Source organism: Enterobacter cloacae complex sp. P40C2, assembly GCF_014930695.1.
GTDB lineage: Bacteria > Pseudomonadota > Gammaproteobacteria > Enterobacterales > Enterobacteriaceae > Enterobacter > Enterobacter pasteurii.
Genome location: NZ_JADBRP010000009.1, coordinates 121784 through 148388 on the forward strand (window position 1 = coordinate 121784; position 26605 = coordinate 148388).

The following is a 26605-nucleotide window of genomic DNA, read 5'->3' on the forward strand; positions in this document are numbered from 1 at the left end:
AAAAGGCAAAAGTGTGACGGATGACGTCACGAAAGTGATCGGCTTAACACTGTGGTGTAAATCTCTGGTTTGACCACGCATTATTGCGTTTCAAAGTTGTTAAATCTTATCCGTTGTTCTAGAAACAAAATGTAACATCTCACCGTTTCACAACACCGGACAACAGCTATGAATAACTCAGGGAAATACCTTACATGGGCGGTGCTCTCCGTTGTGGGAGCCTTTGCCCTGGGCTATATCGCCCTCAACCGGGGGGAGCAGATCAACGCGCTGTGGATCGTCGTTGCCTCCGTCTGCATTTATCTGATCGCGTATCGTTTTTATGGCCGCTATATCGCGAAGAACGTCTTAGGGGTTGATGCCACGCGCATGACGCCCGCGGTCCGTCATAACGACGGGCTGGACTACGTGCCGACCGATAAAAAGGTGCTGTTCGGTCACCACTTCGCGGCCATCGCCGGAGCGGGCCCGCTGGTGGGGCCGGTGCTGGCGGCGCAGATGGGCTACCTGCCGGGAATGATCTGGATCCTCGCGGGCGTGGTGCTGGCGGGCGCGGTGCAGGACTTTATGGTGCTGTTCGTCTCCACCCGCCGCGACGGCCGTTCTCTGGGTGAGCTGGTGAAAGAGGAGATGGGCGCAACCGCCGGGGTGATTGCGCTGGTGGCCACCTTTATGATCATGGTGATCATCCTTGCGGTGCTGGCGATGATCGTGGTGAAGGCGCTAACCCACAGCCCGTGGGGGACGTATACCGTAGCCTTCACCATTCCGCTGGCGCTGTTTATGGGGATCTACATTCGCTATCTGCGTCCTGGCCGCATTGGTGAAGTGTCGGTGATTGGCCTGGTGTTCCTCGTGTTCGCCATTATCTCCGGCGGCTGGGTAGCGGAAAGCCCGACCTGGGCACCGTTCTTCGACTTTACCGGCGTACAGCTGACATGGATGCTGGTGGGCTACGGCTTCGTGGCGGCGGTGCTGCCGGTGTGGCTGCTGCTGGCCCCGCGCGACTATCTCTCAACGTTCCTGAAAATCGGTACCATCGTCGGGCTGGCGATCGGCATTCTGATTATGCGCCCGACCCTGACCATGCCTGCGCTGACTAAGTTTATCGACGGCACCGGCCCGGTCTGGACCGGCAACCTGTTCCCGTTCCTGTTTATCACCATCGCCTGCGGCGCGGTCTCCGGCTTCCACGCGCTGATTGCCTCGGGCACTACGCCGAAGATGCTGGCGAATGAAAATCAGGCCTGCCTGATCGGCTACGGCGGCATGCTGATGGAGTCCTTCGTGGCGATCATGGCGCTGGTCTCCGCCTGCATTATCGATCCGGGCGTCTACTTCGCGATGAACAGCCCGATGGCGGTGCTGGCCCCGGCCGGAACCGTTGACGTGGTTGCCTCTGCCGCACAGGTGGTGAGCGGCTGGGGCTTTGCGATTACCCCTGAAACGCTGACGCATATCGCTAACGAGGTGGGCGAGCAGTCGATTATCTCCCGAGCGGGCGGGGCGCCTACGCTTGCGGTGGGTATGGCCTACATTCTCCACGGCGCGCTGGGCGGGCTGATGGACGTGTCGTTCTGGTATCACTTCGCCATTCTGTTTGAAGCGCTGTTTATCCTGACGGCGGTGGATGCGGGTACCCGAGCGGCGCGCTTTATGCTCCAGGATCTGCTGGGGGTGATCTCCCCGAACCTGAAGCGCACCGATTCGCTTCCGGCTAACCTGCTGGCGACGGCGCTGTGCGTGCTGGCGTGGGGCTACTTCCTGCATCAGGGGGTGGTGGATCCGCTGGGCGGGATTAACACCCTCTGGCCGCTGTTCGGTATCGCCAACCAGATGCTGGCGGGCATGGCGCTGATGCTCTGCGCGGTGGTGCTGTTCAAGATGAAGCGCCAGCGTTACGCGTGGGTGGCGCTGGTGCCTACCGCGTGGCTGCTGATCTGTACCCTGACGGCGGGCTGGCAGAAAGCCTTCAGCCCGGACAACAAGGTGGGCTTCCTGGCAATTGCTGACAAGTTCCAGGCGATGATCGACAGCGGCGCGATCCCGCCGCAGTATACGGAGTCGCAGCTGTCGCAGCTGGTGTTTAACAACCGTCTGGATGCCGGGCTGACCATCTTCTTTATGGTGGTGGTTGTGGTGCTGGCATTGTATTCTCTCAAAACCGCGCTGGCGGCGCTGAAAGTCGACAAGCCGACGGCGAAAGAGACACCGTATGAGCCGATGCCTGAAAACCTGGACGAGATTGTGAGCCAGGCTAAAGGGGCGCATTAATTTACCAGATTTACCCCTCACCCCGGCCCTCTCCCCAAAGGGGAGAGGGTGTTGTAAGTTCCCTCTCCCTTTAGGGAGAGGGTTAGGGTGATGGGAAAACAAACGAGAAATGACCTATGTTCGACACCCTTTCCAAAGCAGGTAAGTACCTGGGCCAGGCCGCCAAAATGATGATTGGCGTGCCGGACTACGATAACTACGTTGAGCATATGCGCGTCAACCATTCGGACCAGACGCCAATGACGTACGAAGCATTTTTCCGCGACCGCCAGGACGCGCGCTACGGCGGCAAGGGCGGGGCGAAGTGCTGTTAACCCTCTTTCGGTAAGTAGAGGCTGATCTGCTCCTGCTTACAGCCGTAAATCGCCGCCAGCTTCTCACGGGTGCGCTTTTGCGGACGGGAGTCCAGCGCTTCCAGCTGTGACACGGCGGACTGGCTGATGCCGAGTTTCTCCGCCACCTCCTGCTGCGACATGCCGCGCAGGATGCGCCATGCGGCCTGCAGGCTGACGTTTTGGCTGTGCATTACGTTGCAGACCTCTCCCGGTAGGCCTACGTTATCGTAGATGTCTGACTCATAAGGAATATCCTCCCAGTCGTTTTCATCGTCGTCGTCGTACTCCAGCATGGCTAAGCGCATACGAAAGTATTCACCGTAAGGAATGACGACATACTGGTTTTTTCCTTCTTCATCCTTTATGAACTGAATAGCCATATTCCGTATGTTCCTCATGAAGGTAGGTGGTAGTTGTTCGGCGTTTTACTGCCACTACGTAGCAGGTATCGCCCGGCGGATCCCCAAAGGTGTAGATGACCCTGTAATCACCTAAACGCAGCCTGCAGTGGTTTTCGGGAGAAGATAATTTCTTGATATCCGATACAGGTGAAGCTTTATCGTCCATCTTCTCCAGCCTGAATTTAATGCGGTTCTGATACCGGTTATCGATTTTAGAAAATTGTTTCTCTGCCGTTTTTGACCAGACAATCTTCATCCATACCTCCACTGTACGCCCACACAAAACATAAGGAAATAATAAGACTATTAGATAAATTCCGAATTTCTTATGGGGGACTGTAGACCGGACAAAAAGCGGAAAAAAGGGGCAAAACGCAAACCGTCGGGGCGGCTCGAAAACGCCTCTGCCGGGCGACAGAGGCTTACAGAAAATGTGCGATCAGGCGTTCAAACCGCCGTCCACGTCCAGCCCCGTACCGGAGATCTGTCCGGCGGCCGGGCTGGCGAGGAAGGTGACCGCCGCCGCGATGTCTTCCGGCTGGCCGTAGTGACCGACGGCAATCATCCGGCGCTGGGCTTCCGCCTGCTCCCCATCCTCCGGATTCATGTCGCTGTTTGTCGGTCCCGGATGAACAAGGTTAACGGTGATGCCGCGCGGGCCTAAATCGCGCGCCAGGCCGCGGGTAAGGGAGTTCAGGGCAGATTTGGTCATGGAGTAGACGGCAATGCCGGGCTGCGCCACGCGGTTCGCCAGACAGCTGCCGATATTGATGATGCGCCCGCCGTCGGACATGTGCACCAGCGCTTCCTGAATGGCAATCACCACGCCGCGAATGTTGACGTTGATAAGCGCGTCGATGTCCGCCAGCGTCATGGACTCCAGCGGGCCACCGCGCGCAATCCCGGCGTTATTGACCAGAATATCCAGCCCGCCGAGGGAGCGTGCCGCCTGGGTGACGGCGTCCTGAATCGCCTGCGCGCTGGCGCTGTCAGCCTGAATGGCCTCGCCGTGCCGCCCCAGCGCTTTTATCTCATCGGCGACCGCCTGGGCTTTATCGACGGACTTTTCATAGGTGATAACCACATCGGCACCGGCGCGCGCCAGCGACAGCGCGATAGCACGGCCCAATCCCCGGCTGGCGCCGGTAACCAGCGCTTTCTTACCTGATAAATCGATCTGCATGATGACCTCGTTGCGAGAGTGGTGAGAATCATCATTAGGTATAGCCCGTCGGCGCGATTAACGGCTGAAGGATTCCACCTTTTCAAACGCGGCGCGCAGAACGTCTGGCGTTAATGTCACCGGCAGATAATGAATAGACTCCACCGGGCGCAGGGTGTGGGCAATGACCTTGTCCAGCTCGTCGCGGTTATGGATATCGACCTCCAGCGCGCGAAGCGTGGTCGGCAGGTTAAAGCGCTGATAGGCCGCTACCAGCTGGCCCAGCACGTCGTCCTGGCCGAGCAGGGCGCTCTGCACCAGAATGCCGTAGGCCACCTTCGTGCCGTGGAGGTATTTTTCCGTCTGCGGCAGCACGGTTAAGCCGTTGTGCACCGCATGTGCCGCCGCCACGCGGGTATAGCGTTCGCCCAGACCGCCGACCATACCGCCACCGGCGATAACGGCGTCCACCACGTCCCGAAACGCCTGCGTCTGGTCGCCGCGCTGCTGGTCGGCCAGCGCCTCTTCGCTGCGCTCCAGTAGCACGTCGCGGATCGCCAGCGCGGCGTTGAGGCCAAGACGCACGGTCAGCGGCAGGTTTTCAGGCTGCGGCGCGAGTACGACCGCCTCATACCATTTCGCCAGCGTATCGCCGATCCCCGCCAGCAGGTACTCCGCCGGAGCGTTAAGGATGATCTGCGGCTCCACCAGCACCAGGAAGTTGGCGTCGTCAAAAATCTCGAACTGCAGCGCCTGACCGGCATCGTTGTACCAGACGGAGAGCGGCGTCCACGCCGCACAGGTAGCGGCAATAGTGGGAATGCCAACGAACGGCACCCCTAAACGACGCGCCACGGCCTTAACGGTATCCATCACCGCACCGCCGCCGATGCCGATCGCCACGCGGGTATCGCTGCCGGCGTCGTTCACCAGACGGGTGACGTCGCGCTCGCTGCAGTGGCCCTTAAACAGCAGGTGCTTTGCTCCCGGCGCGCTAAAGCTCTCCGGCAGAAAAGGGCGCGCGCCTTCGATAGCGCGCTCGCCGTAGATCCACACCGCGCGGGAAAGCTGCTCCGGGGTAAAAAAGTCATTCAGACGCGCAAGGCTTCCAGGGTGCGAGAAGTAGTTCGCCGGGCCGGGTACGACGTGGATATCGGTATTGCTCATGAGGTTGTCCTTTTTTAGCAAGCGCTAACCCGATGTTATGTCTGGACATCCGGACGGCTAATAATATTTCGCTTTATCTTATGCCTTTTCCGTCGTTGTCAGTCAACCGGAGCTGTGAAAAATTCGATAAATCAGAAGAGTAATGAAGGATTTACGCGGATGGTTTCCAGTCGCCTTGAGATGCGCGGTATCAGCCTGGCCTTTTCCGGCTTTCAGGCGCTGTCGCGCGTGGACTTTACCCTGAACGGCGGATCGGTGCATGCGCTGACCGGCGCCAACGGCGCGGGGAAATCAACGCTGATGGCGGTGCTGTGCGGAACGCACGGTCATTACGAAGGCGAAATCTGCATCAACAACCAGCCGGTAAGCGTGCGTGAACCGCTTGACGCGAAGCGGCTGGGCATTCACCTCGTGCAGCAGGAGGTGGACGTGGCGCTGATCCCGGGGTTAAGCATCGCCGAGAACATTATGCTCGACCAGCTGGCGCAGCCGGGGCACCGCTACAGCTGGCGCGCCGTTCGTCAGCAGGCGCGGCAGGCGCTGGCGCAGCTCGACGTGGCGCTGGACGTGCGCCGTTCCGTCGACGGCTGTTCGCTGGCCGAAAAGCAGCAGATTTTGCTGGCGCGGGCGCTGTCGCACCACTGCCGTTTTTTAATTCTTGATGAGCCGACCGCGCCGCTGGACGCGCACGAAAGCGAGCGCCTGTTTGCGGTGGTGAGGCGCTTAAAGCAGCAGGGTATCGGCGTGGTATTTATTTCTCACCGCATCCACGAGCTGAAGGCCATCTGCGACACCCTGACGGTGCTGCGCGACGGCAGGCTGATTGAGTCTGGCCCGATGGCGGACCTCAGCGGCGAAGCGATCGTCGAGAAAATGCTCGGCCACGTGCTGAGCGATATCTATCCGCCCGCGCGCCCTCCGCACGGTGAAGAGACGCTGCTGCGGGTGGAGGGGCTGCATGACGACGCGCTGCTGAAAGATATCTCCCTGCACCTGCGCAAGGGCGAAATCCTCGGGATTGCCGGGCTGGCGGGCGCGGGGAAAACCGAGCTCTGCAAGGCGCTGTTTGGCGCCACCAAAAGCCGCACGGCGCGCGGCGAGCTGAATCATCAGCCCTGGAAACCACGCGATCCGGCCGACTCTGTGCAGCGCGGGCTGGCGCTGGTGCCGGAGGAGCGGCGCAAGGAAGGCATCTTTATTGACGAGCCGGTGAGCATGAACCTTGCCGTGTGCGCCGATAACAGCTTCTCGCGCTGGAGCCTCTTCGGCCATCGCCAGGCGTGGCGCTGGGCGGAAGAGGTCATTGCCCGCGTCGGCGTGCGAACGCGCGGGCCGGGGCAGGTGCTGCGTCGTCTTTCCGGCGGCAACCAGCAGAAGGTCGCGATCGGCAAATGGCTGCGCAATGATGCCAGCGTGCTGATCTTCGACGAGCCGACCAAGGGCGTGGACGTAAAGGCCAAAACCGATCTGTTTCAGCTGATCGACGGCCTGGCGCGGGAAGGCAAAGGGGTGATTTACGCCTCCGGCGAGTTTGCCGAGCTGGTGGGGCTGTGCGATCGCATCTGCGTGCTGTGGGACGGGCGCATCGTGGCGGAAATCGCCGGAGCCGAAGCCCGGGAAGAGACACTACTTTTTTATTCAACCGGAGGAACGGCGTCGTGAGCAAGGCCCTTTCAGTAACGGCGACAGTATCTGGCCGTCAGCAACTTTTCGACTTTCTCTACAGGTGGGGCATGCTGCTTACCGTCGTCGCGCTGGTGGCCATCTTTGGCCTGGCGTCGGACAGCTTCCTCGACCCGAACAACATCATCAACATTCTGCGCTCGATCGCCATCGTGACGGTGATCGCCGTCGGCGTGTCGATTTCGCTGACCGTTGGCGGGTTCGATCTTTCCGTTGGCTCCACGGCGTCGCTGGCGAACGCGCTGGTGATTTCGCTGTTCGTCTGGCACGGCTTCGGCACCACCGAGTCGATCCTGATCACCCTCGCGCTCTGCACGCTGGTCGGCCTGTTTAACGCCTTTCTGATCGTCATCCTGCGCATCCCGGACATGCTCGCCACGCTTGCCAGCCTGTTCGTCATTCAGGGCGTGGCGATGACCTACAGCTACGGCGGCTCGATTACCGAAAACATGGTGCTGCCGAGCGGCGACATGGCGGAAGGCACCATTCCGGCAGCGTTTGGCCTGCTGGGGCAGGTGCCAACCATCGTCATCATCATGCTGGCGGTGACGCTTCTGGCGCAGCTTGGGCTGTCGCTGACCACGCACGGCCGACGCATGTACGCCATTGGCGGCAACCCGGAGGCCGCGCGTCTCTCCGGCATTCGCACCACGCGCTACAAGGTGACGGCCTACGTGATTGCCTCGCTGCTGGCGGGGCTGGGCGGCATTCTGCTGGCCTCGCGCATCGGTTCGTCGCAGGTGAATGCGGGCGGTGGCTATCTGATGGACGCGGTGGCGGCAGCGTGGATCGGCTTTTCGCTGGCCGGGTCCGGCAAGCCGAACGCGCTGGGGACGCTGGTGGGGGCGGTGATCCTCGGCGTGCTGTCGAACGGGCTGGTGATGCTCTCCGTGCCGTATTACGCCATGGACATTATAAAAGGGCTGGTGCTCGCCGTGGCGCTGGCCATTACCTACATACAAAAACGCTGACAACGCAACGGGATAAAAAATGAAAAAGATTGCACGCTCTCTGGTAGCGCTTGGGTTACTCACTTCTCTGCCGGGCTTTGCTGCCGTGCCGGTGCCGGCGGCCATTGCGAACCACGACGGCCCGATCCGCATCGCGGTGATCCGCAACCTTGGCTCCGACGACAACACCACGCAGTTTGTCGCCGGGGCCATTCAGGAAGGGAAGAAGCTTGGCTTTAAGGTCAGCACTTTTTTGAGCAACGGCGATGACGCCAAATTCCAGGACTTTGTGAACCAGGCCATCAGCCAGAAATATGACGGGATTATTCTCTCTCAGGGACGCGACCCGTACTCGACCGCGCTGGTGAAGAAGGCGGTGGATGCGGGGATCAAAGTCGCCGTGTTTGATACCGCGGTTAACGGCGACATCCCCGGCGTAACCGTCACCCGGCAGGACGATGCCTCCCTGACGACTCTCTCCTTCGGCCAGCTGGCAAAAGATTTCAACGGCAAGGCCAATATCGTCAGGCTGTGGGTGGCGGGCTTCCCGCCGATGGAGCGCCGTCAGGCGGCGTATAAGGAGCTGCAAAAACAGTACCCGGACATCAAAGAGCTGGAGTCCATCGGCGCGGTCTCCTCTGACGTGCAGGGTGATACCGCCAACAAGGTGGGTGCGATCCTGGCGAAATACCCGAAAGGCAAAATCGACGCTATCTGGGGCACCTGGGACGCCTTCAGCCAGGGGGCGTACAAGGCCCTCAAAGAGAACGGCCGCACCGAGATCAAGCTCTACAGCATCGACATCTCCAACCAGGATCTGCAGCTGATGCGCGAGCCGGGCAGCCCGTGGAAGGTGAGCGTGGCGGTGGATCCGAAGCTGATTGGGGCGACCAACGTGCGCCTTATTGCCAACAAGATTGCAGGGGAAGCTACGCCTGCGACCTACGACTTCAAGGCCGCCGCGATCCCGCAGGCGCTGCTGACCGCCCAGCCGGGCGCGGTGAACGTGGCGTCGCTGGGGAAAATCATTCCGGGCTGGGGCCAGACGGAAGATTTTATTGCGCCGTGGTTTGCGACGCTGGAAGCGAAAAATAAATAAACCAGTTCCGGTGGCGTCAGGTGCAGCCTGATGCCCGCATCCTGGCCTCTTCGACAGGGAGAGGGGCAAAACCAACAGGAGCTAACGGTGACGACACTGCCACCCCCAGAGTACAGCCGCAATATGCGGCTGATTGGCCATAGCGACCAGGGCGGTCGACCGGACGGCGTGCAGCTGATGGTGCATCGCGGTTTCGCCTATATCGGCCATATGGTGTCGCAGGGCTTTTCCATTGTGGACGTGCGCGACCCAAAAAATCCAAAACCCGCGGGCTACGTGCCCGCGCCGCCCGGCACCTGGAACGTGCACCTCCAGGCGCACGACGATCTGCTGCTGGTGATTAACGCCCGGGATCTGTTTGCCGATGCCCGCTTCGCTGACGAGAAGGTCTACTACACCCGTCAGGTGGGGGAGACGGTCAGCGACGTGCAGGACAAAGGCTGGAGCGCGGGCCTGCGCGTATTTGACATCTCCGTGCCGGACGCGCCGCGTGAAATCGGCTTTCTGTCGCTGAGCGGCATTGGCATACACCGTATCTGGTACGTCGGCGGGCGCTGGGCGTACGTGTCGGCGCTAATCGACGGTTTTACCGATTACATCTTCCTGACCATCGACCTGGCGGATCCGCGCAGGCCCGAGGTGGCGGGGCGCTGGTGGCTGCCGGGGATGAATCAGGCCGAAGGTGAACGGCCTGACTGGCCGGAAGGCAAACGCTACGCGCTGCATCACGCCATCATCGCCGGGGATACCGCCTACGGCAGCTGGCGCGACGGCGGCCTGACGCTGCTGGACGTGAAAGACCGCGCGCAGCCGAAGCTGATTAGCCATCGCAACTGGAGCCCGCCGTTTGGCGGCGGGACGCACACCGCGCTGCCGCTGCCGGACCGCTCCCTGCTGGTGGTGCTCGACGAAGCGGTGCTGGATAACCAGCAGGACGGCGAGAAGCTCATCTGGCTGTTTGATATCCGCGAGCCGGCTAACCCGGTGAGCATCTCCACCTTCCCGCAGCCGGATGAGCGTGACTATGTGGCAAAAGGCGCGCACTTCGGCCCGCATAACCTGCACGAAAACCGGCCGGGGAGCTTCGTCAGCTCAACGCTGATTTTCGCGACGTATCAGAACGCGGGCGTGCGCGCGTACGACATTTCGAACCCGTACCGGCCGGTAGAAACGGGGGCGCTGGTACCTGCTGCTCCTGAAAGGATGATGGATACGCGCCCGAACCGTCCGCAGGTGATCCAGTCGTGCGACGTGTTTGTGGATGCGCAGGGGATTATTTACAGCACGGATTATAATGCGGGTTTATCGGTGATTGAATATTTGGGATAAAAAGGAAGGAGGCTGAAATATATATTTGGTGAATGATTATATTTATGGATTCTTAAAATAAACGCACCGACTTTATCTTTAAGTCCTGATACGTACTATGGCTCTTTTTTATTCAAGGATGAATGTAATGAGCCTGAAAAAATGTGCAGCCTGGTTGCAAATAGCACTGCAGCTGCTTCCGCCGTCGTTATTTTCGCTGGGAGCGACGCCCGTCGCCGCTCAGGATAAGGTATCCGAGCCGCAAAGCACCGAGCGGGTGGTAGCGCAAACCGCCGTGCAGGCGGGGTCGCTGCTGGAGAGCGGCAGCGGCCGTTCTGTCGCCAGCGCAATTACGTCCCAGGCAACAAATACCGCCACGCAGGAAATTGAGTCCTGGTTAAATCAATTTGGTACCACGCGTCTGAATATTGTTACCGATGAGCATTTTTCCATTCAGGACGCGGAGCTGGATCTGCTTATCCCTTTATATGAGCAACAGTCCTCGCTGGTGTTCACCCAACTGGGCGGGCGTCGTCACGATGACAGAAATATCGTTAATGCCGGATTGGGCTACCGCGAATTTAATTCCAGCTGGATGTGGGGCGTGAACGCCTTTTACGATCGTCAGGTGTCGGCGAACCAGCATCAGCGGCTGGGCGTGGGGGCTGAGGCTGGCTGGGACTATCTGCGGTTTTCTGCGAACGGCTATTATCGCCTGAGCGACTGGATGTCGTCTTCACGCTATCAGGATTTTGACGAGCGCGTGGCGAACGGTTTTGACCTGCGTGCAACCGGCTATCTTCCAGCCTATCCGCAGCTTGGGGCGAACCTCATCTACGAACAATACTATGGCGAGCACGTCGGGCTTTTCGGAGACGATGAAGACGATCGTCAGAAAGATCCTTACGCGGTGACGGTTGGTCTGAACTACACGCCCGTTCCGCTGATTACCCTGGGCGTAAACCAAAAAATGGGCAAAGGCGAGGCGTCGGACACGCAAATAAGCTTCGCCCTGAACTGGGCGCCTGGCGTGCCGCTGAGTGCCCAGCTTGACGCAGATCGGGTAGGGGCTCAACGCACGCTGATGGGGTCACGCAAGGCGCTGGTGGAGCGTAATAACAATATCGTTCTTGATTATCGCAAGCAGGAGCTGATTTCGCTCTCGCTGCCCGAAAACATTGCCGGTGAGGAGAACGCCCGGCAGACCGTCACGGCAAAAGTGACGTCAAAATACGGGCTCGAGCGCATCGAGTGGAGCGGCGACAGTCTGATCCGCCACGGGGGGAAAATTACCGTGGGTGCCGATCCGGCCCAGGCGGTAATTACGCTTCCTGCCTGGCAGAGCAGCGGCTCAAACGTCTATCCGCTAACCGCTACCGCCACCGACAAACACGGCAATACCTCTAATACCGCGCGAATGGAGGTGAGCGTTAACGGCATGGACGTTAACGCCTTACAGTCCAGCCTGACGGCATCACCCGCCAGGCTTCCGGCGGATGGTACTAGCCAGTCTGCGCTAACGCTGACGCTGAAAACCGCCTCAGGAGAAGTTGCCACCGGCCTGGCGGAGCGCATCAGTACAGCACTTACACTAAAGAATAGCGTGGCGTCTGCTGCCGCGGCGGTAGCGCCAGAGGTAAGCCAGTTCCGCGAATCGGCGCGCGGCGTTTATACGGCAACGTTCACCAGCGGCACCACGCCGGCGACCATCACGGTGCAGGCGCTGATCGACGGAACGGTTAAACTCGCTACCGCGTCTGTTACTGAGGAGGCGATTTCCGTTAATCCTGAGATCGCTACCCTTGAGCCGTCGACGCTGAGTGCGCCAGCAGATGGGGTAACGCCGGTCTCGATTGTCGCACGCGTAGTCGACCAGTATGGCGCTCCGCTGTCAGGGCAGGTCGTGATGTGGTCTGCGGATAATGCAGCGGCTCTGCTGTCAGACAAGCAGTCCACCACCAACGAACGCGGGGAGGCCAGCATCCGGCTGACCAGCCGCGATGTGATTTCAACCGTGGTGAGCGCGCAGCTGGAGGGGGGAAACACGCTCTCGACACCAGCCCTGAAATTTATTGCGGATGTTGCCAGCGCCCGGGTGGAAACGGTAACTGCCGATAAGCAGAAGGTCGTGGCGAATAATAGCGACAGCGTAACCTACACCGCACTGGTTGCTGACGGCAGCGATCATCCCCTTGGCAACGTTACGGTCAACTGGACCGTTAAGCGTGAGGATGGGACTCGGGTAGCGAGCAAAACCTCAGTGACGGACAGCGCGGGTAACGCCACATTATCTTTATCGTCGGCAAAGACAGGCGTTGTCTGGGTTTACGCTGACGTGAACCAGCAAAATGCCGTGAAAGCCGAGGCCGTGACGTTCGTGGCCGATACCAGCACGCAGCGCATTGCCGCGGTAACAGCAGATAAACATGAGGCTATAGCAAACGGCAGCGACGGTATTACCTGGACGGCGCAGGTGCGCGATCTGCAGGGTAATGCGATTTCGGGCGTGGCGGTTAACTGGTCGGCAGATAACGCTGACGTTAAGCTCGCCGACAACGCCACGCTGACGGATGCGCGGGGAAATGCTTCGCTGGTGGTTACCTCGCTGAAATCAGGCAGCGTGGTTATAACGGCCCGGACCGCGGAAAGCGCGCCCGTTCGTGCTGACAGCGCAACCTTTACAGCCGATCTCACGACCGCGAAACTGACGGAGATGGCCGCCGACAGCGTGACCGCGGTTGCCAACGGCACCGACGGTATTACGGTGAGCACGACCGTTGTGGATGCCAATAATAACCCGGTAGTCGGGGCGCAGGTTGACTGGGAGGTGAGCCCTTCCGGCGCGACGTTATCCGATACGGCCAGCGTTTCGGATGCAACCGGTAAGGCGAGCGTGACGTTACGCTCTGACACGGCCGGGAACTATGCTCTTCAGGCAACGCTTGGCAGCAGCAGATCAAGCGTGTTGAATCTGACCTTCACGGGTGACACCACGACGGCAAAGATAGCTACCGTAACTGCGGATAAAACGACCGGCATCGTGGCCGACAGCGATACCGTAGTATTAACCGCAACCGTGGTGGATAGCCATCAGAACCCCGTACCCGGCGCCGCCGTTAGCTGGAGCAGCACTCATGCCGCCGACGTGACCCTGACGCCAGCTTCAGCAATGACCAATGCGCAAGGGCAGGCTGAAATACGCTTCTCATCGCGCAAGGCGGGAAACATCACCGTAACCGCGACGGTTAACGGTAACGGCCAGACCCTTGCTCTCTCTGTGATTGGTAATCCGGCGACAGCGCAATTTACGAGCCTCAGTGCGGATAAAAAAGAGGCGGTGGCTGACGGGAACGCGACCATACGCTGGACCGCCACCGTCGAGGACGCCAACCATAACCCGCTTAGCGGTGTGGATGTTGCGTGGCGTGTAGATAACAGCAGCGTGAAGCTTGCCAGCGCCAGCACGAAAACCAATGAAGCGGGTCAGGCGGCTGTAACGGCGTCAACGACAACGGCCGGAACGGCAACGGTTAGCGCAACAGTTGTCGGTTCAACGGCGGCGATAAACGCGGAGCCAGTAACATTCACTGGCGATGCGACCACCGCCAGGGTTGAGAGCCTCAAGGCCAGTTCTGACCACGCGGTAGTCAACACCGACCGCATTACCTACACCGCGGTGGTGAAAGACGTAAACGGTAATGCCGTTAAAAATGCGACGGTCAGCTGGAGCACCACGCTTAATACGCTTTCAGCGCAAACCAGCGTGACTAACGGCAGCGGCGCAGCGACCGTGAAGCTGAGCGGCCCGGATACCGGTACGGCAAAGGTGAGCGCTGCAATCAATAACGCCGCTAAAACCGATCAAACGGTGGTGTTTATTGCCAGCTATTCAGCCATGTGGAGCATCACCGGTTCGACAGGGGCATTCAGTACGGGCGCAATATTTGGCTTCCCTTCGCTGGGGTTCGTGGCTACAGGAAGCACAAAGGGCCCCACCTCCCTGGTATGGACCGCAGAAGGCTACAGCACGCTTGTCGTGCCGATGAAGGACGAACAGGGCAATACCCGGGACGTGAAAATTCGCGCGCAGCGCGGCTCTGACTGTTCCACCCGCCCGTTCAACGTGGCGGTTTTGTGTAGCACCTGGGAAACCACGGGCTATCGCGCAAGCCTGAAGTATGTTCAGGCCGATAACCCGGATCTCCCGAGCGGGGTATACCGGGGAGATATCAAGTTTGCCGGTAAGGACTGGCATTCGTCGTGGTCACTTGATTACACCGTGTCCACCACGCTCACCCAAAAATGACGCCTAAACCTCCCGACAGGGAGGTTTTTTTTAGCCGTACTGACGCACTCTCGCCACCAGCTCTTCCGCGCTGTCGATACGGTCGGCAACGACTATCAACGCCTTGCCGAGCGTAATCGCGTGGCGCAGGCATTCGTGGCGCATGGCGTCATCCGCAATGGTGTCGATATCCGCAACGTGAGAAAGCCCCACGCTGCGGCGAATCAGCTCGGTGCCGCAGAAGCCGATGGCGTCGTGCCAGACCTTTTTCAGAAACGCGGAGGCATAGCCCGGCGCGCTGAGCGCGGCGTCGCGCGTTTTCTCACGTGCCAGCGCCTGGAAGCGTTCCGCGAAGGTATTCCACAGTTCCTGAATATCGCTCAGGCGCTGCTCGCGCGCGGCGGCGGCATCGCGAATGCCCAGATGCCCCGGCAGGCCGCAGAAGTTCAGCAGCAGGTTGCCGATGGCGGTGCCCACGTCAAAGCCAATCGGGCCGACGTAGCCGAACTCGGCGTCGATGGCCTTCAGGCTACCCTCTGCCACGAAAATCGATCCGCTGTGAATATCGCCGTGCAGGAGCGCTTCGGCGTGCGAGAAGAAGCGGTGCTTCAAGGAGGCCACGGCAATTTTCAACTGGGCGTCGTCGCGCAGGGCGGCGACGTCATTTTCCAGCTCGGCAGGGTAGCTGTTGCGCTCGTGGATCAGGTACGGATCGTTGAAGAACAGATCTTCGGTGATCTCGCACATCTCCGGGTTAATGAATTTCGCCACCAGCGCCTTTTTGTCGTGCGGGTGCAGGTAAAAGTCGCTGGTGTGGAACAGCACGTACGCGAGGTATTCACCCAGCTGACGCGCTGCCTGCGGGTAGTAAGTGTTGTTAATCAGCTCGCCGCGCCAGATGCGGTAGCTGGAGAGATCTTCCATCACCATCACCGCCAGCGCCGGATCGTAGTGGTGGATTTTCACCGTATGCTGCGGGCTGTGCCGGTAATGCTCGACCAGGGTTTGCGCCTCAAGGCGGGCGCGGTCCAGCGTCAGCGGCCAGGACTCGCCGACGCAGCGCACGTAGGGCAGCGCCTGCTTAACGATGATGCGGCTTACACCCTGAGCATCGAAAATTTTGAAAACCAGATTGAGGTTGCCGTCGCCCACTTCCTGCGCCTCTACCAGCGATGACGGATCGTCAAGACCGCCAAACTGCCTGGCATACTCCACGGCGTCCTGTGCGGTAAAGGTACGGTATTGCGACATGGCCTGCTCCTCACGAGTTTTACTAATTAAGACATGTAGACGTCTATACATCTGGATTTCATCCTGACACAATGTGCTACAACAACGCAACAGGGAATTAACGACATGCAGACAATACAGACGACCAGCCTGCGGGTGGCGGATAACCGGCTCTTTATTCTCGACCAGCAGGCCCTTCCGCAGGAGAAACGCTGGCTGGACGCTTCTACGGTAGAGGCGCTGGTCGGGCATATTCATGCCCTGCGGGTGCGCGGCGCGCCGCTGATTGGTCTCTCTGCAAGCCTGCTGCTGGCGCTGCTGGCGGAAAACGGTAAACCCCGCGACGAACTGGCGGTGGCGCTGGAAACGCTTCGCGCGTCCCGTCCGACCGCGGTGAACCTGATGAACAATCTCGACCGCATGAGGCTTGCGCTCCGGCAGGACGATTTTGTTTCAGCGCTCGCGACCGAGGCGTTACGCCTGATTGATGAGGACAAGCGGCTTTGTGACGCCATCGCACGGGCGGGCAGCGCGCTGGTGAAGCCCGGCAGCCGCCTGCTGACCCACTGCAATACCGGCGGGCTGGCTACGGCGGGCGTCGGTACGGCGCTGGGGGTGATTGCCCGGGCGCATCAGGAAGGTAACGTCAGCAACGTCTGGGTGGATGAGACGCGCCCCTTGTTACAGGGCGGGAGGCTGACCGCCTGGGAGCTTGGCGAGCTGGGCGTGCCGTATCGGCTGATTACCGACTCCATGGCGGCCAGCCTGATGGCAAAAGGGGAGGTGGATGCCGTGTGGGTGGGGGCAGACCGTATTGCCGCCAACGGCGACGTGGCGAACAAAATTGGCACCTACTCGCTGGCGGTGCTGGCGAAATTCCACAGCATTCCGTTCTACGTCGCCGCGCCGCATACCACGCTCGATCCGGACTGCCCGAACGGTGAGGCGATCCCGATTGAGCAGCGCGCCGCCAGCGAAGTGACCGGCGTGGCGGGAAGTTTCGGCGCGGTCCAGTGGGCGCCGGGAAACGCGCAGGTTTATAACCCGGCCTTTGACGTCACGCCAGCCTCGCTGATTAGCGGCTGGGTGCTGGATACGGGCGTGGTCACGCCGCAAGAGGTGGCGAAAGGGAAATTCGCCTGAGTCCGGCTATCCTTTAAGGGGTTCCCTTAAGAGGACGTTATCGTGACGCTCGATCCTGAAACTGACTTAAAACTGGAACGCGTGGTGGACGCACCGCGCGACCTGCTATGGCTCTGCTGGACCACGCCGGAACACATCAAGAACTTCTTTATTCCTGCCCCCCATAAGGTGATCGAATGCGACCTCGATCTGCGCGTGGGCGGACGGTTCAATACCGTTTTCGACGTGGACGGGCAGCGGATGGATAACCGGGGCGTGTTCCTTGAAATCGATCCCGGCAATAAGCTGGTCTTTACCGACGGCTATACCGAAGGCTGGAAGCCGGCCGGGAAGCCGTTTATGACGGCGATTTTATTGCTGGAAGATGTCGGAGAAGGCAAAACCCGCTATACGGCGATTGCGCGCCATCCAACCCGGGAAATTCGCGAGCAGCATGAGCAGATGGGCTTTCATGAAGGGTGGGGGATAGTGCTGGATCAGCTGGTGGGGTATGTGAAGGGATTGAAGGGGTAATGCGCGCTGATGCCCTCACCCCAGCCCTCTCCCACAGGGAGAGGGAGCAAACATTAAAAACCGCAGCTATAGCTGCGGTTTTGCTTTCAACTAGGCCAGGCGCGGATACGCATCCGCAATCGCATCACCGGTAAACTGGGCCACCCAGCCTTCCGGGTTATCGAAAATACGGATCGCCGTAAAGTTAGGCTCGGAACCCATATCAAACCAGTGCGGCGTGCCCGCCGGTACGGAGATCAGGTCGTTTTTCTCGCACAACACCTGATATACCTCATCGTCAATGTGCAGGCAGAACAATCCCGCGCCTTCCACGAAAAAGCGTACTTCGTCTTCCCCGTGGGTATGCTCGTTCAGGAACTTCGCGCGCAGCGCGTCTTTCTGCGGGTTGTCGGCGCCCAGGCTAATCACGTCCCAGCTCTGATAGCCTTTTTCCGCCACCAGCTTATCGATCGCATGCTGATAGGCTTCGATCACCGCCTCGGGTGCGGGATCCTGTCCTATATCACGATCCGCCGCCCAGCGCTCAAAACGCACGCCTTTGGCGTTGAGCCGTTGGGCGATTCCGGCAGCGTCGGTGCTGTGCCACAGGGGCTTACTCGCGTCTTTATCAGAATAAATGGTCAATGCGCTCATGAAGGGATCTGCTCCGGGTTAATCTCGTCAAACTGGTGAACCTGATGGTGATGGCTCGCGCCGTCATCTTCACCGCGAATCAGCTGCAGGGTGCGGAAACCGGCCTGTTCAGCCGCGTCAAGCTCCTGATGAATATCCGACAGGAACAGGATCTGCGACGGTGCGATGCCCGTCTGCGCCGCTATGTTCTGATAAGACTGCACCTCGCGCTTGGCACCAATGTGCGTATCAAAATAGCCGCTGAACAGATGAGTAATATCACCTTCGTCGCTGTAGCCAAATAACAGTTTCTGCGCGGCCACGGAGCCAGAAGAATAAACATACAGATCAATACCCTGCGCTTTCCATTTTTCCAGCGCGGGCAGTACGTCCGGGTAGAGATGGCCGGTAAAGTCGCCGTTCACGTAGCCGTCCTGCCAGATAATTCCCTGCAGGGCCTTCAGCGTCGTGGATTTACGATCTTCATCCATAAAGGCGAACAGCGTATGGATAAGGTCGCTGATGCTGGCGTGGGGAGCGTCGATTTCTTCGCGCAGGTTGTCCAGAATTGATTTGACCGGCTCGGCGTACTGCTGCGCGGTCACAAAGGCCGCCAGCCGCTCACGCGCGTAGGGGAACAAAACGTCATGGACAAAACGAATATCGCTGGTGGTCCCTTCAATATCCGTCACAATCGCGCGAATCATACTCTCTCCAGTTGTCGTAAACGCATTTCGCATTCAAATAAGAATTCTAGTCCTTCCAGATGACGGCGGGCTTCGGCCACGTCACGTCCCCAGCAGGTTAAGCCATGGCCGCGCAGAAGAAAACCATAATTAAGCGGGCGTTCCTGCGCGTATTGGGCGATTCGCGAGGCGAGGGCGTCGATGTCCTGGTCGTTATCAAACACCGGGATGGCGACCGTATCCAGATGCGTTGTCTGCCCGGTGAGGGATTTTTGCATCTCAAAACCGTGGATCTTGAGCTCGTCCTCGTTGACCAGACGCGACAGCACCGTGGCGTTCACCGTGTGAACGTGCAGCACGGCGTTGGCCTCCGGGAAAAGGCGATAAATCAGGGTGTGCAGCCCGGTCTCTGCCGACGGCTTACGGCCAGACGGCGCGCGGCTGGTGGCTATCTCCACCTGAAGAAAATCGTCGGCGGTGAGGCTACCCTTGTCTTTGCCGGATTCGCTGAGCCAGCACAGACGTTCGTCCTGACGCACCGACATGTTGCCGCCGGTGGCGGGTGCCCAGCCTCTGGCGCCAATCCAGCGGCAGGCCTCCACCAGCTGTGTGAGTTGCAGGTTGTCTGTCATTTCCTTTCCCTCCCGGGCGGCCGGGAATATTGATATAGTTTAGACGTCTAAGCGTCTTGATTGCCAAAGACTAACATCGTGTTATAGTGTCAGCAACATAAGTATTACATGCAGGTACTGCACCGTGAGCGATAACGCATTGATTCCGCAGAGTAAGCTACCCAGCCTCGGCACCACGATCTTTACGCAGATGAGCGCCCTGGCGCAGCAGCATAACGCCATTAATCTCTCGCAGGGGTTCCCGGATTTTGACGGCCCGACCTTTTTGCAGGAGCGTCTGGCGTACCACGTTGCGCAGGGATCGAATCAGTATGCGCCGATGACCGGCGTACAGGCGCTGCGCGAAGCCATTGCCGATAAGACGGCTGAGCTGTACGGCCACAGGCCCGATGCGAACAGCGAGATCACGGTAACCGCAGGGGCGACCGAAGCGCTGTATGCGGCTATAACCGCCCTGGTGCGTACGGGCGATGAGGTTATCTGTTTTGACCCGAGCTACGATAGCTACGCCCCGGCGATCGCGCTTTCAGGGGGCGTGGTAAAACGCGTGGCGCTCCAGCCGCCGCATTTCCGCCCCGACTGGCAGGCGTTTGCCGCGCTGCTGAGCGACAAAACCCGGCTGGTGATCCTGAATACGCCGCACAACCCCTCGGCGACGGTGTGGCAAAAGCGCGACGTTGAAGCCCTGTGGCAGGCCATCGCCGAACGTGAAATCTATGTTCTGAGCGACGAGGTGTATGAGCACATCTGCTTTGCAGAGGAGGGGCACGCCAGCGTGCTGGCTCATCCGCAGCTTCGCGAGCGTGCAGTTGCGGTGTCGTCATTCGGTAAAACTTACCATATGACCGGCTGGAAGGTGGGGTACTGCGTGGCGCCCGCCGCCATCAGCGCTGAGCTGCGCAAAGTGCACCAGTACCTGACGTTTGCGGTGAACACGCCAGCCCAGCTGGCGCTGGCGGATATGCTGCGCAGCCAGCCCGGACACTACCGCGAGCTGCCGGATTTTTACCGCGCGCGTCGGGATCTGTTTGTAAATGCCCTGAGCCAAAGCCGTCTGGAGATCCTGCCGTGTGAAGGCACCTACTTCCTGCTGGCCGACTACAGCGCCATTTCCGATCTGGATGACGTCAGCTTCTGCCGGTGGCTGACGAAAGAGGTGGGCGTAGCGGCGATCCCGTTATCCGTTTTTTGCGCCGATCCCTTCCCGCACAGGCTGATTCGTCTCTGTTTCGCGAAACAGGAATCGACGCTGCTGGCGGCGGCTGAACGCCTTAGCGCGCTCTGATTATTTTACCGTCCAGGCTTCGGAGTAACGACGGTCTGCAAAGAGTTCCAGCAGGCCGTTGATTTGCTTGAGCCGCAGCACCTCGTCGCTGTCCATCCCCAGCTCCTGACTGATTTTCACGTCGTCCCAGCCAAGCTGCACCAGTTCACGCACGATGTCTGACATGGCGTGAATCTGATGCCGGCCGCGCGCGCGATTGTGGCGAATGGTGGCCGCCATCCGGTCGAACTTTTTCTGCCGCTCTTTGCGCAGGCAGGTGACCGGAAGATACCCTTTAAGCTGGCGTTTCAGCCCCGCCCGGGTGGTCCCAATTTCATGACGATGGAAGCCATCGACGATTTCATAGTGGCGGGCACCACTTTCCGTCACCACGATGGGCTGAGTGAAGCCGTCCATCTCCAGAGAACGGCACAGCAGCCGCTTTTCAGGAGGCGCGACGTTATTGGGGTTGTAATCGTTCGCGCCGATCTCGTCCTGTTTGATCCACAGCACGCAGTCGACAGGCTGTTCACGAAAAGGGCTATTTTCATGGATGGCCTGACGAAAGGCGTTAATGGCTTCAATACGTTCATCTTCGGAAAGCGACTGAAGATAGTTATTCAGTTCGCTTATTAATCGCTGTTGCATAAGATCCCCCACTCCTTGCGTTTAGATTTGATCCGTTCGCTGTACCGCTGATAGTGCTTCGGTTTATTGGGACTAAATGAAAGGGCACGACACCAGTAGTCATTATTGAGCAATACTTTGCACACCCGTCGCCAGGACGGAATATCCCTGGCGCCGATATCGCCCTCCTGGGTATCGGGAATATCGGCCATGCCTCTCTTCTGATACCAGTGCAGATAAACGGCGATTTTATTGCGGTAATGTTCCGCTGTGGGCTGCGGCATACTGTCCAGGAGCAGCATGGCGTACGCTCGCCAGCTGAGCGCGTCGGGTTTCAGGATTTTGCGGTGGCCATAAAAGTGATTGTCCTGCCCGGCGTAGATGCCGCCGCTGCGCACGCCGCTTGCGCGTTCGCACATGGTTGCCCAGCGCTCCGGCTCGACGACGTGATACAGCCACAGGCCCTGACGCTGCTCGGGACCGAAGGGTTCGCAGATGCGCATATAGCGCGGGGGGACGCCGGCCTGAAACATCAGGTCATACAGTGGGTTATAGCAGCCGCCCGTTTTGGCAAACCATGTCCAGATATCGGCGGTTTTCCAGTCGTAAAGCGGATAGACGTACCAGGCGTGGCCGCCGGGAGCGACGGTCGTCCAGGGTTTGTCATCCGCAAAGCGCTGCTTTCGCGCGTTGGCGATAGTCAAAAAGCGATTGTAGGATTCGTCGGCGCGAATGCCCACCATCATGGCGGCAGGGCGTTTTTTGGCAAACCAGTCGGAAAAGGCGCGGACGAAGGCTTCAAACGTCATGCCCGGCTGATAGAAATCAAAGTAGTCCGGGCTGGTCACCGCACCAGCAGGCGGCTGGCGCACCCAGTTTTTACCCGGCTCCCAGCACTGCCATTCTGGCTGGAATTGTGAAAGCGAGTTCTGCGTGGTCAGCGGCAGGGCTACCCACCAGCTTTTCTCGATGATATCCGCGTACAGCGCGAGCATGTTATTCACATGATCAATAGTGGAGGTGAACTGCGCTTCCCAGTCAATAAAGAGCACGTGGATTTTCTTTCCCAATTTTCGGGCCTGCTGCGCCGTTAAATGGAGCATGACGGTGGAATCCTTGCCCCCTGAAAATGAAACGCAGACTCTGGGTAAATGCTCAAGTGCCCACGTAATGCGCTCTGTCGCGGCTTCAAGGACATTTTGACTGAGTGGATACTTATAAATTGACAAGGGCAAACTCCTCCTGGAAATAAATACCGGATGGTTGTGTCAATACAGGAGAGAGAATAATAATAGTGAAAATAAAGGCAGGTAAATCAAAAATAAAAATGTTTTCGATAACTATAAGTGGGAGTGATATTTAAGAGCAATGAACTGGCTGTGAAGGCCACAGCCATATCACGTCATTTCTCGGTAATTTCATCAATGAATTTTGAGAATACAGAGCTGTTAAGCGCGGAACGGTTATAGATCATAAATACCTCGATAGGCGGCAGCGTGAAGGGCGTTTCAATTCTTTTAAGGCGTAATACGTCCTGATATTTGGTGAACAGCGCTTCTGGCACATATCCAATTAAATGAGACGCGCTTACCATAGCCATGATTGAAAACAGCGAGTCGGTGCGAAAACCGATCGTCCTGTCAGAATGGACCTCATCCGCTTTTGACTGATAGTGTTTGACGCCCGCCGCATCGCTCATAAACATCGTAAATTTTTCGGCCTGAAGTTCTTCTAAGGTCGCAAAATCCTTTATACGCGGATGATCCTGGCTGCACACGTGTATCACGTCGAAGCGAGCATAGGGAACGCAAACCATAGAGCGGTTGCTGACGGGAGCCATCGAGAAAATGAGGTCGGCTTTGCGGTACGCAAGCAGGTCTTCGGCGGAGTCAGCAGAGAGCAGCATATCGTGGAGTTCAATCTCGTAATTATCCTCCCTCATCAATAATTTCATGGGGTTAATCAGATTGTTGGTTGTCAGAACCTGAAGGCAATAGATAACAAAATTCTTCTTAAGCGCTGACCCATGCATAATATTGATGGTTTGCTCAAGCTGATTAAGGTTTTGCTCAAGATGATGATGAAGATTGACTCCTACGGTCGTGGGCGTGATCCCTTTGCCCGAGCGGATAAACAGCGGATCGTTGAGCTGGTTACGCAGCCGCTGTAGCGACTGGCTGACCGCTGATGGCGTAATGTAGAGCGTTTCCGCTGCCTTACTGATGCTGAGATGTTGGTATATGCATTCGAATATGACCAGCAGGTTAAGGTCGAATTTTTTGAGATCGTAGAGGTTTGCCATTTTTCATCCTGAGCGTGCTGCGTTGCGTTATCTCATCACTGATAACTATAGAACTTAGTTAACCATTTACCATCCTGGTGGTTAACTCGCTTAATTATCATTAAATATGGGCTTAATATATCACGATGATAGATTAATGAAATAGTTCTTCAAAGAGTATTAAGGTATTTTTATCTTTAAAAGAGAAAACAGAATTGAATAAAAATAGTGTCATTTATATATAGACAAGTATTTATCACTCATTCTTATTTCTCCCGCCGGTGCGTCTGTACGGCATCATATGCAGCGTTCGGTAAAACCTATCACAGCCATAGACACGAATGCCCCTCTGGCGGATTGCTCCGTGCCGTTGGCGGTGTTGTAATCAACGTGCTGTTACGGCCTTGATATAAAGGTATGTAGAGCGCAACGCAACGCCAGCTCCGGCTGGCACTGAAAGTTCCTGTGGGAAGTTCAGGTATCAGGGCCGCCCCAAGGGGCGGCCTTTTTACTTTTGCGCCTTTCCCGCATTTCGTTCACATGGTTGTCTTGTTCGGGTTGTTAGGTTTGGCTGATTGATTTGATAAAGCATACGCATTAGCCCCGATGAAGAAAGTTGGTTACCTTACATCTCAACGAAAACACGGAGGAAGTACAGATGTCCTTGATTAACACCAAAATTAAACCTTTCAAAAACCAGGCGTTCAAAAACGGTGAGTTCATTGAAGTAACCGAGAAAGATACCGAAGGCCGCTGGAGCGTGTTCTTCTTCTATCCGGCTGACTTCACCTTCGTTTGCCCGACCGAACTGGGCGACGTGGCAGACCACTACGAAGAACTGCAGAAGCTGGGCGTAGACGTTTACTCTGTGTCTACCGACACCCACTTCACCCATAAAGCGTGGCACAGCAGCTCTGAAACTATCGCGAAAATCAAATACGCGATGATCGGCGACCCGACTGGCGCCCTGACCCGTAACTTCGACAACATGCGTGAAGATGAAGGCCTGGCTGACCGTGCTACCTTCGTTGTTGACCCGCAGGGCATTATCCAGGCTATCGAAGTTACCGCTGAAGGTATCGGCCGTGATGCGTCTGACCTGCTGCGTAAGGTGAAAGCGGCTCAGTACGTTGCGTCTCACCCAGGCGAAGTATGCCCGGCGAAATGGAAAGAAGGCGAAGCGACGCTGGCTCCATCCCTGGACCTGGTCGGCAAGATTTAAGCCTGCAAAGCCCGGCGGCACTACGCCTGCACGGGCCTACACATGGGCGCACCTGCGCCCATTTCATTCCAGCACCATGATGCAAGTTGCATTCAGGCGGCCCTGTAAGGCGGCTTGCATGATGACGTTTTAAGAGAGGGAAGAATAATGCTCGACGCTAACATGAAAACCCAGCTCAAGGCCTACCTTGAGAAACTGACCAAACCAGTTGAGCTGATTGCCACGCTGGACGACAGCGCGAAATCGGCAGAAATCAAATCGCTGCTGACGGAGATCGCCGAGCTGTCGCCGAAGGTGACCTTCAGGGAAGATAACGCGCTTGCCGTCCGTAAGCCTTCTTTCCTGATCGCCAACCCGGACTCTGACCAGGGGCCGCGTTTTGCCGGCTCTCCGCTGGGACATGAATTTACCTCACTGGTTCTGGCGCTGCTGTGGACCGGTGGTCACCCGTCTAAGGAAGCGCAGGCGCTGCTGGAGCAGATCCGCGATATTGACGGTGATTTTGAGTTTGAAACCTATTACTCACTCTCCTGCCACAACTGCCCGGACGTGGTGCAGGCGCTGAACCTGATGTCGGTTCTGAACCCGCGCATTAAGCACACGGCGATTGACGGCGGTACGTTCCAGAACGAAATCACCGAACGCAACGTGATGGGCGTTCCGGCGGTTTATCTGAACGGCCAGGAGTTCGGCCAGGGCCGCATGACGCTGACCGAAATCGTTGCCAAAGTGGATACCGGCGCAGAAAAACGCGCGGCGGAAGAGCTGAGCCAGCGTGATGCATACGATGTGCTGATTGTCGGTTCCGGCCCGGCGGGGGCGGCGGCTGCGGTTTATTCCGCACGTAAAGGGATCCGTACCGGCCTGATGGGCGAACGTTTCGGCGGCCAGGTGCTGGATACCGTAGACATTGAGAACTACATCTCCGTACCGAAAACCGAAGGCCAGAAGCTGGCAGGCGCGCTGAAAGCCCACGTCAGCGATTACGATGTGGACGTTATCGACAGCCAGAGCGCCAGCAAACTGGTTCCGGCGGCGGTGGAGGGTGGCTTACACCAGATTGAAACCGCCTCTGGCGCGGTGCTGAAAGCGCGCAGCGTGATTATTGCCACCGGTGCGAAATGGCGCAACATGAACGTGCCGGGTGAAGATCAGTATCGTACTAAGGGTGTGACCTACTGCCCGCACTGCGACGGCCCGCTGTTTAAAGGCAAGCGCGTGGCGGTGATCGGCGGCGGTAACTCCGGCGTGGAAGCGGCTATTGACCTGGCCGGGATTGTTGAACACGTTACGCTGCTCGAGTTTGCGCCAGAGATGAAAGCGGACCAGGTCCTTCAGGACAAAGTCCGTAGCCTGAAAAACGTCGACATTGTGCTGAATGCCCAGACGACGGAAGTGAAGGGCGACGGCAGCAAGGTGACAGGCCTGGAATACCGTGACCGTATCAGCGGCGATGTGCATAGCGTCTCGCTTTCGGGGATTTTCGTACAGATTGGTCTGCTGCCTAACACCACCTGGCTGGAAGGCGCGATTGAGCGCAACCGCATGGGCGAAATCATGATTGATGCCAAATGCGAAACCAGCGTGAAGGGCGTATTTGCGGCGGGCGACTGTACTACCGTACCGTACAAGCAGATTATCATCGCAACCGGCGAAGGTGCGAAAGCCTCTCTGAGCGCGTTTGATTATCTTATCCGCACCAAAACGGCATAATAAAAGAAAGTAAGACGA

Annotated in this window: 23 protein-coding genes; 12 read left to right on the forward strand and 11 right to left on the reverse strand. The window is 58.1% G+C overall.

Annotated elements, in window-relative coordinates:
• Positions 1–168 precede the first annotated feature (168 nt).
• Together cstA and IM304_RS16035 are read left to right on the forward strand one after the other, a co-directional pair.
• The gene (cstA, locus tag IM304_RS16030) at positions 169–2274 is read left to right on the forward strand and encodes a pyruvate/proton symporter CstA (RefSeq protein WP_193356005.1); all 2106 of its coding nucleotides are present in this window, start codon (positions 169–171) and stop codon (positions 2272–2274) included.
• Positions 2275–2390: 116 nt separating this feature from the next.
• The gene (locus IM304_RS16035) at positions 2391–2588 is read left to right on the forward strand and encodes a YbdD/YjiX family protein (protein WP_193356006.1); all 198 of its coding nucleotides are present in this window, start codon (positions 2391–2393) and stop codon (positions 2586–2588) included.
• Here IM304_RS16035 and IM304_RS16040 read toward each other — a convergent pair.
• The 4 genes from IM304_RS16040 to IM304_RS16055 form a co-directional block, all read right to left on the reverse strand.
• Positions 2585–2989 carry a helix-turn-helix domain-containing protein gene (locus IM304_RS16040; RefSeq protein ID WP_176610920.1) on the reverse strand — a complete coding sequence of 135 codons (405 nt, stop codon included), beginning with the start codon at positions 2987–2989 and terminating at the stop codon, positions 2585–2587. The two genes, IM304_RS16035 and IM304_RS16040, sit on opposite strands and share 4 nt — an antisense overlap.
• Positions 2964–3266 carry a type II toxin-antitoxin system RelE/ParE family toxin gene (locus IM304_RS16045; RefSeq protein WP_193356007.1) on the reverse strand — a complete coding sequence of 101 codons (303 nt, stop codon included), beginning with the start codon at positions 3264–3266 and terminating at the stop codon, positions 2964–2966. The genes IM304_RS16040 and IM304_RS16045 overlap by 26 nt, the downstream gene beginning before the upstream one ends.
• A 183-nt stretch (positions 3267–3449) precedes the next feature.
• On the reverse strand, positions 3450–4193 hold the full coding sequence (locus IM304_RS16050; RefSeq protein ID WP_176610918.1) for an SDR family NAD(P)-dependent oxidoreductase: 744 nt from the start codon (positions 4191–4193) through the stop codon (positions 3450–3452).
• A 57-nt stretch (positions 4194–4250) separates the two neighbouring features.
• Positions 4251–5339: an oxidoreductase gene (locus IM304_RS16055; RefSeq protein WP_193356008.1), complete on the reverse strand. Its 1089-nt coding sequence runs from the start codon at positions 5337–5339 to the stop codon at positions 4251–4253.
• Between the two features lie 159 nt (positions 5340–5498).
• Here IM304_RS16055 and IM304_RS16060 point away from each other — a divergent pair, with 159 nt between their 5' ends.
• From IM304_RS16060 to IM304_RS16080, 5 genes are all read left to right on the forward strand, one after another.
• Positions 5499–7001: a sugar ABC transporter ATP-binding protein gene (locus tag IM304_RS16060; protein ID WP_193356009.1), complete on the forward strand. Its 1503-nt coding sequence runs from the start codon at positions 5499–5501 to the stop codon at positions 6999–7001.
• Complete coding sequence (locus tag IM304_RS16065; RefSeq protein WP_193356010.1) at positions 6998–7993, forward strand: ABC transporter permease; 996 nt, start codon at positions 6998–7000, stop codon at positions 7991–7993. The genes IM304_RS16060 and IM304_RS16065 overlap by 4 nt, the downstream gene beginning before the upstream one ends.
• 19 nt (positions 7994–8012) lie before the next feature.
• A complete protein-coding gene (locus tag IM304_RS16070; protein WP_193356011.1) occupies positions 8013–9071 on the forward strand; it encodes a sugar ABC transporter substrate-binding protein in 1059 nt (352 codons plus the stop codon).
• An 87-nt stretch (positions 9072–9158) separates the two neighbouring features.
• Positions 9159–10400: an LVIVD repeat-containing protein gene (locus IM304_RS16075; protein ID WP_193356012.1), complete on the forward strand. Its 1242-nt coding sequence runs from the start codon at positions 9159–9161 to the stop codon at positions 10398–10400.
• A 127-nt stretch (positions 10401–10527) separates the two neighbouring features.
• On the forward strand, positions 10528–14685 hold the full coding sequence (locus IM304_RS16080) for an Ig-like domain-containing protein (protein WP_193356013.1): 4158 nt from the start codon (positions 10528–10530) through the stop codon (positions 14683–14685).
• 30 nt (positions 14686–14715) lie between these two features.
• Here IM304_RS16080 and mtnK read toward each other — a convergent pair whose 3' ends face one another.
• The gene (gene mtnK / locus IM304_RS16085) at positions 14716–15915 is read right to left on the reverse strand and encodes an S-methyl-5-thioribose kinase (RefSeq protein WP_193356014.1); all 1200 of its coding nucleotides are present in this window, start codon (positions 15913–15915) and stop codon (positions 14716–14718) included.
• Positions 15916–16020: 105 nt separating this feature from the next.
• Between mtnK and mtnA the strand changes: the two genes are divergently transcribed.
• Together mtnA and IM304_RS16095 are read left to right on the forward strand one after the other, a co-directional pair.
• Positions 16021–17037 carry an S-methyl-5-thioribose-1-phosphate isomerase gene (mtnA, locus tag IM304_RS16090; RefSeq protein WP_193356015.1) on the forward strand — a complete coding sequence of 339 codons (1017 nt, stop codon included), beginning with the start codon at positions 16021–16023 and terminating at the stop codon, positions 17035–17037.
• Between the two features lie 42 nt (positions 17038–17079).
• A complete protein-coding gene (locus tag IM304_RS16095) occupies positions 17080–17550 on the forward strand; it encodes an SRPBCC family protein (RefSeq protein WP_193356016.1) in 471 nt (156 codons plus the stop codon).
• 90 nt (positions 17551–17640) lie between these two features.
• Here IM304_RS16095 and IM304_RS16100 read toward each other — a convergent pair whose 3' ends face one another.
• Genes IM304_RS16100 through IM304_RS16110 form a run of 3 tightly spaced genes read right to left on the reverse strand, consistent with a single transcriptional unit; the run spans position 17641 to position 19480 of the window.
• Positions 17641–18183, reverse strand: coding sequence for an acireductone dioxygenase (locus tag IM304_RS16100; RefSeq protein ID WP_193356017.1), 543 nt, complete (start codon positions 18181–18183; stop codon positions 17641–17643).
• Positions 18180–18869 carry an acireductone synthase gene (gene mtnC, locus IM304_RS16105; RefSeq protein ID WP_148419250.1) on the reverse strand — a complete coding sequence of 230 codons (690 nt, stop codon included), beginning with the start codon at positions 18867–18869 and terminating at the stop codon, positions 18180–18182. Before mtnC ends, IM304_RS16100 begins: the two co-directional genes overlap by 4 nt.
• Entirely contained in the window at positions 18866–19480 is a 615-nt protein-coding gene (locus IM304_RS16110; RefSeq protein ID WP_193356018.1) for a methylthioribulose 1-phosphate dehydratase, read from the reverse strand. Before IM304_RS16110 ends, mtnC begins: the two co-directional genes overlap by 4 nt.
• Positions 19481–19604: 124 nt before the next feature.
• On the opposite strand from IM304_RS16110, the gene IM304_RS16115 reads away from it, so the two are divergent.
• Positions 19605–20765, forward strand: a complete 1161-nt coding sequence (locus tag IM304_RS16115) for a pyridoxal phosphate-dependent aminotransferase (RefSeq protein WP_193356019.1) — start codon at positions 19605–19607, stop codon at positions 20763–20765.
• Here the strand turns inward: IM304_RS16115 and IM304_RS16120 are convergent, their stop codons facing one another.
• From IM304_RS16120 to IM304_RS16130, 3 genes are all read right to left on the reverse strand, one after another.
• The gene (locus IM304_RS16120; protein WP_148419244.1) at positions 20766–21392 is read right to left on the reverse strand and encodes a ParB/RepB/Spo0J family partition protein; all 627 of its coding nucleotides are present in this window, start codon (positions 21390–21392) and stop codon (positions 20766–20768) included.
• Positions 21377–22600, reverse strand: a complete 1224-nt coding sequence (locus tag IM304_RS16125) for a phosphoadenosine phosphosulfate reductase (RefSeq protein ID WP_193356020.1) — start codon at positions 22598–22600, stop codon at positions 21377–21379. The genes IM304_RS16120 and IM304_RS16125 overlap by 16 nt, the downstream gene beginning before the upstream one ends.
• Before the next feature lie 173 nt (positions 22601–22773).
• Positions 22774–23673, reverse strand: coding sequence for a LysR family transcriptional regulator (locus tag IM304_RS16130; protein WP_193356021.1), 900 nt, complete (start codon positions 23671–23673; stop codon positions 22774–22776).
• A gap of 637 nt (positions 23674–24310) precedes the next feature.
• On the opposite strand from IM304_RS16130, the gene ahpC reads away from it, so the two are divergent.
• Together ahpC and ahpF are read left to right on the forward strand one after the other, a co-directional pair.
• On the forward strand, positions 24311–24874 hold the full coding sequence (gene ahpC, locus IM304_RS16135) for an alkyl hydroperoxide reductase subunit C (RefSeq protein WP_014882974.1): 564 nt from the start codon (positions 24311–24313) through the stop codon (positions 24872–24874).
• A gap of 147 nt (positions 24875–25021) precedes the next feature.
• Complete coding sequence (gene ahpF / locus IM304_RS16140) at positions 25022–26587, forward strand: alkyl hydroperoxide reductase subunit F (RefSeq protein WP_193356022.1); 1566 nt, start codon at positions 25022–25024, stop codon at positions 26585–26587.
• Positions 26588–26605 lie beyond the last annotated feature (18 nt).

Coding starts and splice junctions, on each gene's coding strand:
- IM304_RS16080 (WP_193356013.1), top strand. CDS start 10,528: ATGAGCCTGAAAAAATGTGCAGCCTGGTTGCAAATAGCACTGCAGCTG.
- IM304_RS16050 (WP_176610918.1), bottom strand. CDS start 4,193: ATGCAGATCGATTTATCAGGTAAGAAAGCGCTGGTTACCGGCGCCAGC.
- ahpC (WP_014882974.1), top strand. CDS start 24,311: ATGTCCTTGATTAACACCAAAATTAAACCTTTCAAAAACCAGGCGTTC.
- IM304_RS16130 (WP_193356021.1), bottom strand. CDS start 23,673: ATGGCAAACCTCTACGATCTCAAAAAATTCGACCTTAACCTGCTGGTC.
- IM304_RS16035 (WP_193356006.1), top strand. CDS start 2,391: ATGTTCGACACCCTTTCCAAAGCAGGTAAGTACCTGGGCCAGGCCGCC.
- IM304_RS16045 (WP_193356007.1), bottom strand. CDS start 3,266: ATGAAGATTGTCTGGTCAAAAACGGCAGAGAAACAATTTTCTAAAATC.
- IM304_RS16040 (WP_176610920.1), bottom strand. CDS start 2,989: ATGGCTATTCAGTTCATAAAGGATGAAGAAGGAAAAAACCAGTATGTC.
- mtnC (WP_148419250.1), bottom strand. CDS start 18,869: ATGATTCGCGCGATTGTGACGGATATTGAAGGGACCACCAGCGATATT.
- IM304_RS16100 (WP_193356017.1), bottom strand. CDS start 18,183: ATGAGCGCATTGACCATTTATTCTGATAAAGACGCGAGTAAGCCCCTG.
- mtnA (WP_193356015.1), top strand. CDS start 16,021: ATGCAGACAATACAGACGACCAGCCTGCGGGTGGCGGATAACCGGCTC.
- IM304_RS16070 (WP_193356011.1), top strand. CDS start 8,013: ATGAAAAAGATTGCACGCTCTCTGGTAGCGCTTGGGTTACTCACTTCT.
- IM304_RS16060 (WP_193356009.1), top strand. CDS start 5,499: ATGGTTTCCAGTCGCCTTGAGATGCGCGGTATCAGCCTGGCCTTTTCC.
- IM304_RS16110 (WP_193356018.1), bottom strand. CDS start 19,480: ATGACAGACAACCTGCAACTCACACAGCTGGTGGAGGCCTGCCGCTGG.
- cstA (WP_193356005.1), top strand. CDS start 169: ATGAATAACTCAGGGAAATACCTTACATGGGCGGTGCTCTCCGTTGTG.
- ahpF (WP_193356022.1), top strand. CDS start 25,022: ATGCTCGACGCTAACATGAAAACCCAGCTCAAGGCCTACCTTGAGAAA.
- mtnK (WP_193356014.1), bottom strand. CDS start 15,915: ATGTCGCAATACCGTACCTTTACCGCACAGGACGCCGTGGAGTATGCC.
- IM304_RS16120 (WP_148419244.1), bottom strand. CDS start 21,392: ATGCAACAGCGATTAATAAGCGAACTGAATAACTATCTTCAGTCGCTT.
- IM304_RS16055 (WP_193356008.1), bottom strand. CDS start 5,339: ATGAGCAATACCGATATCCACGTCGTACCCGGCCCGGCGAACTACTTC.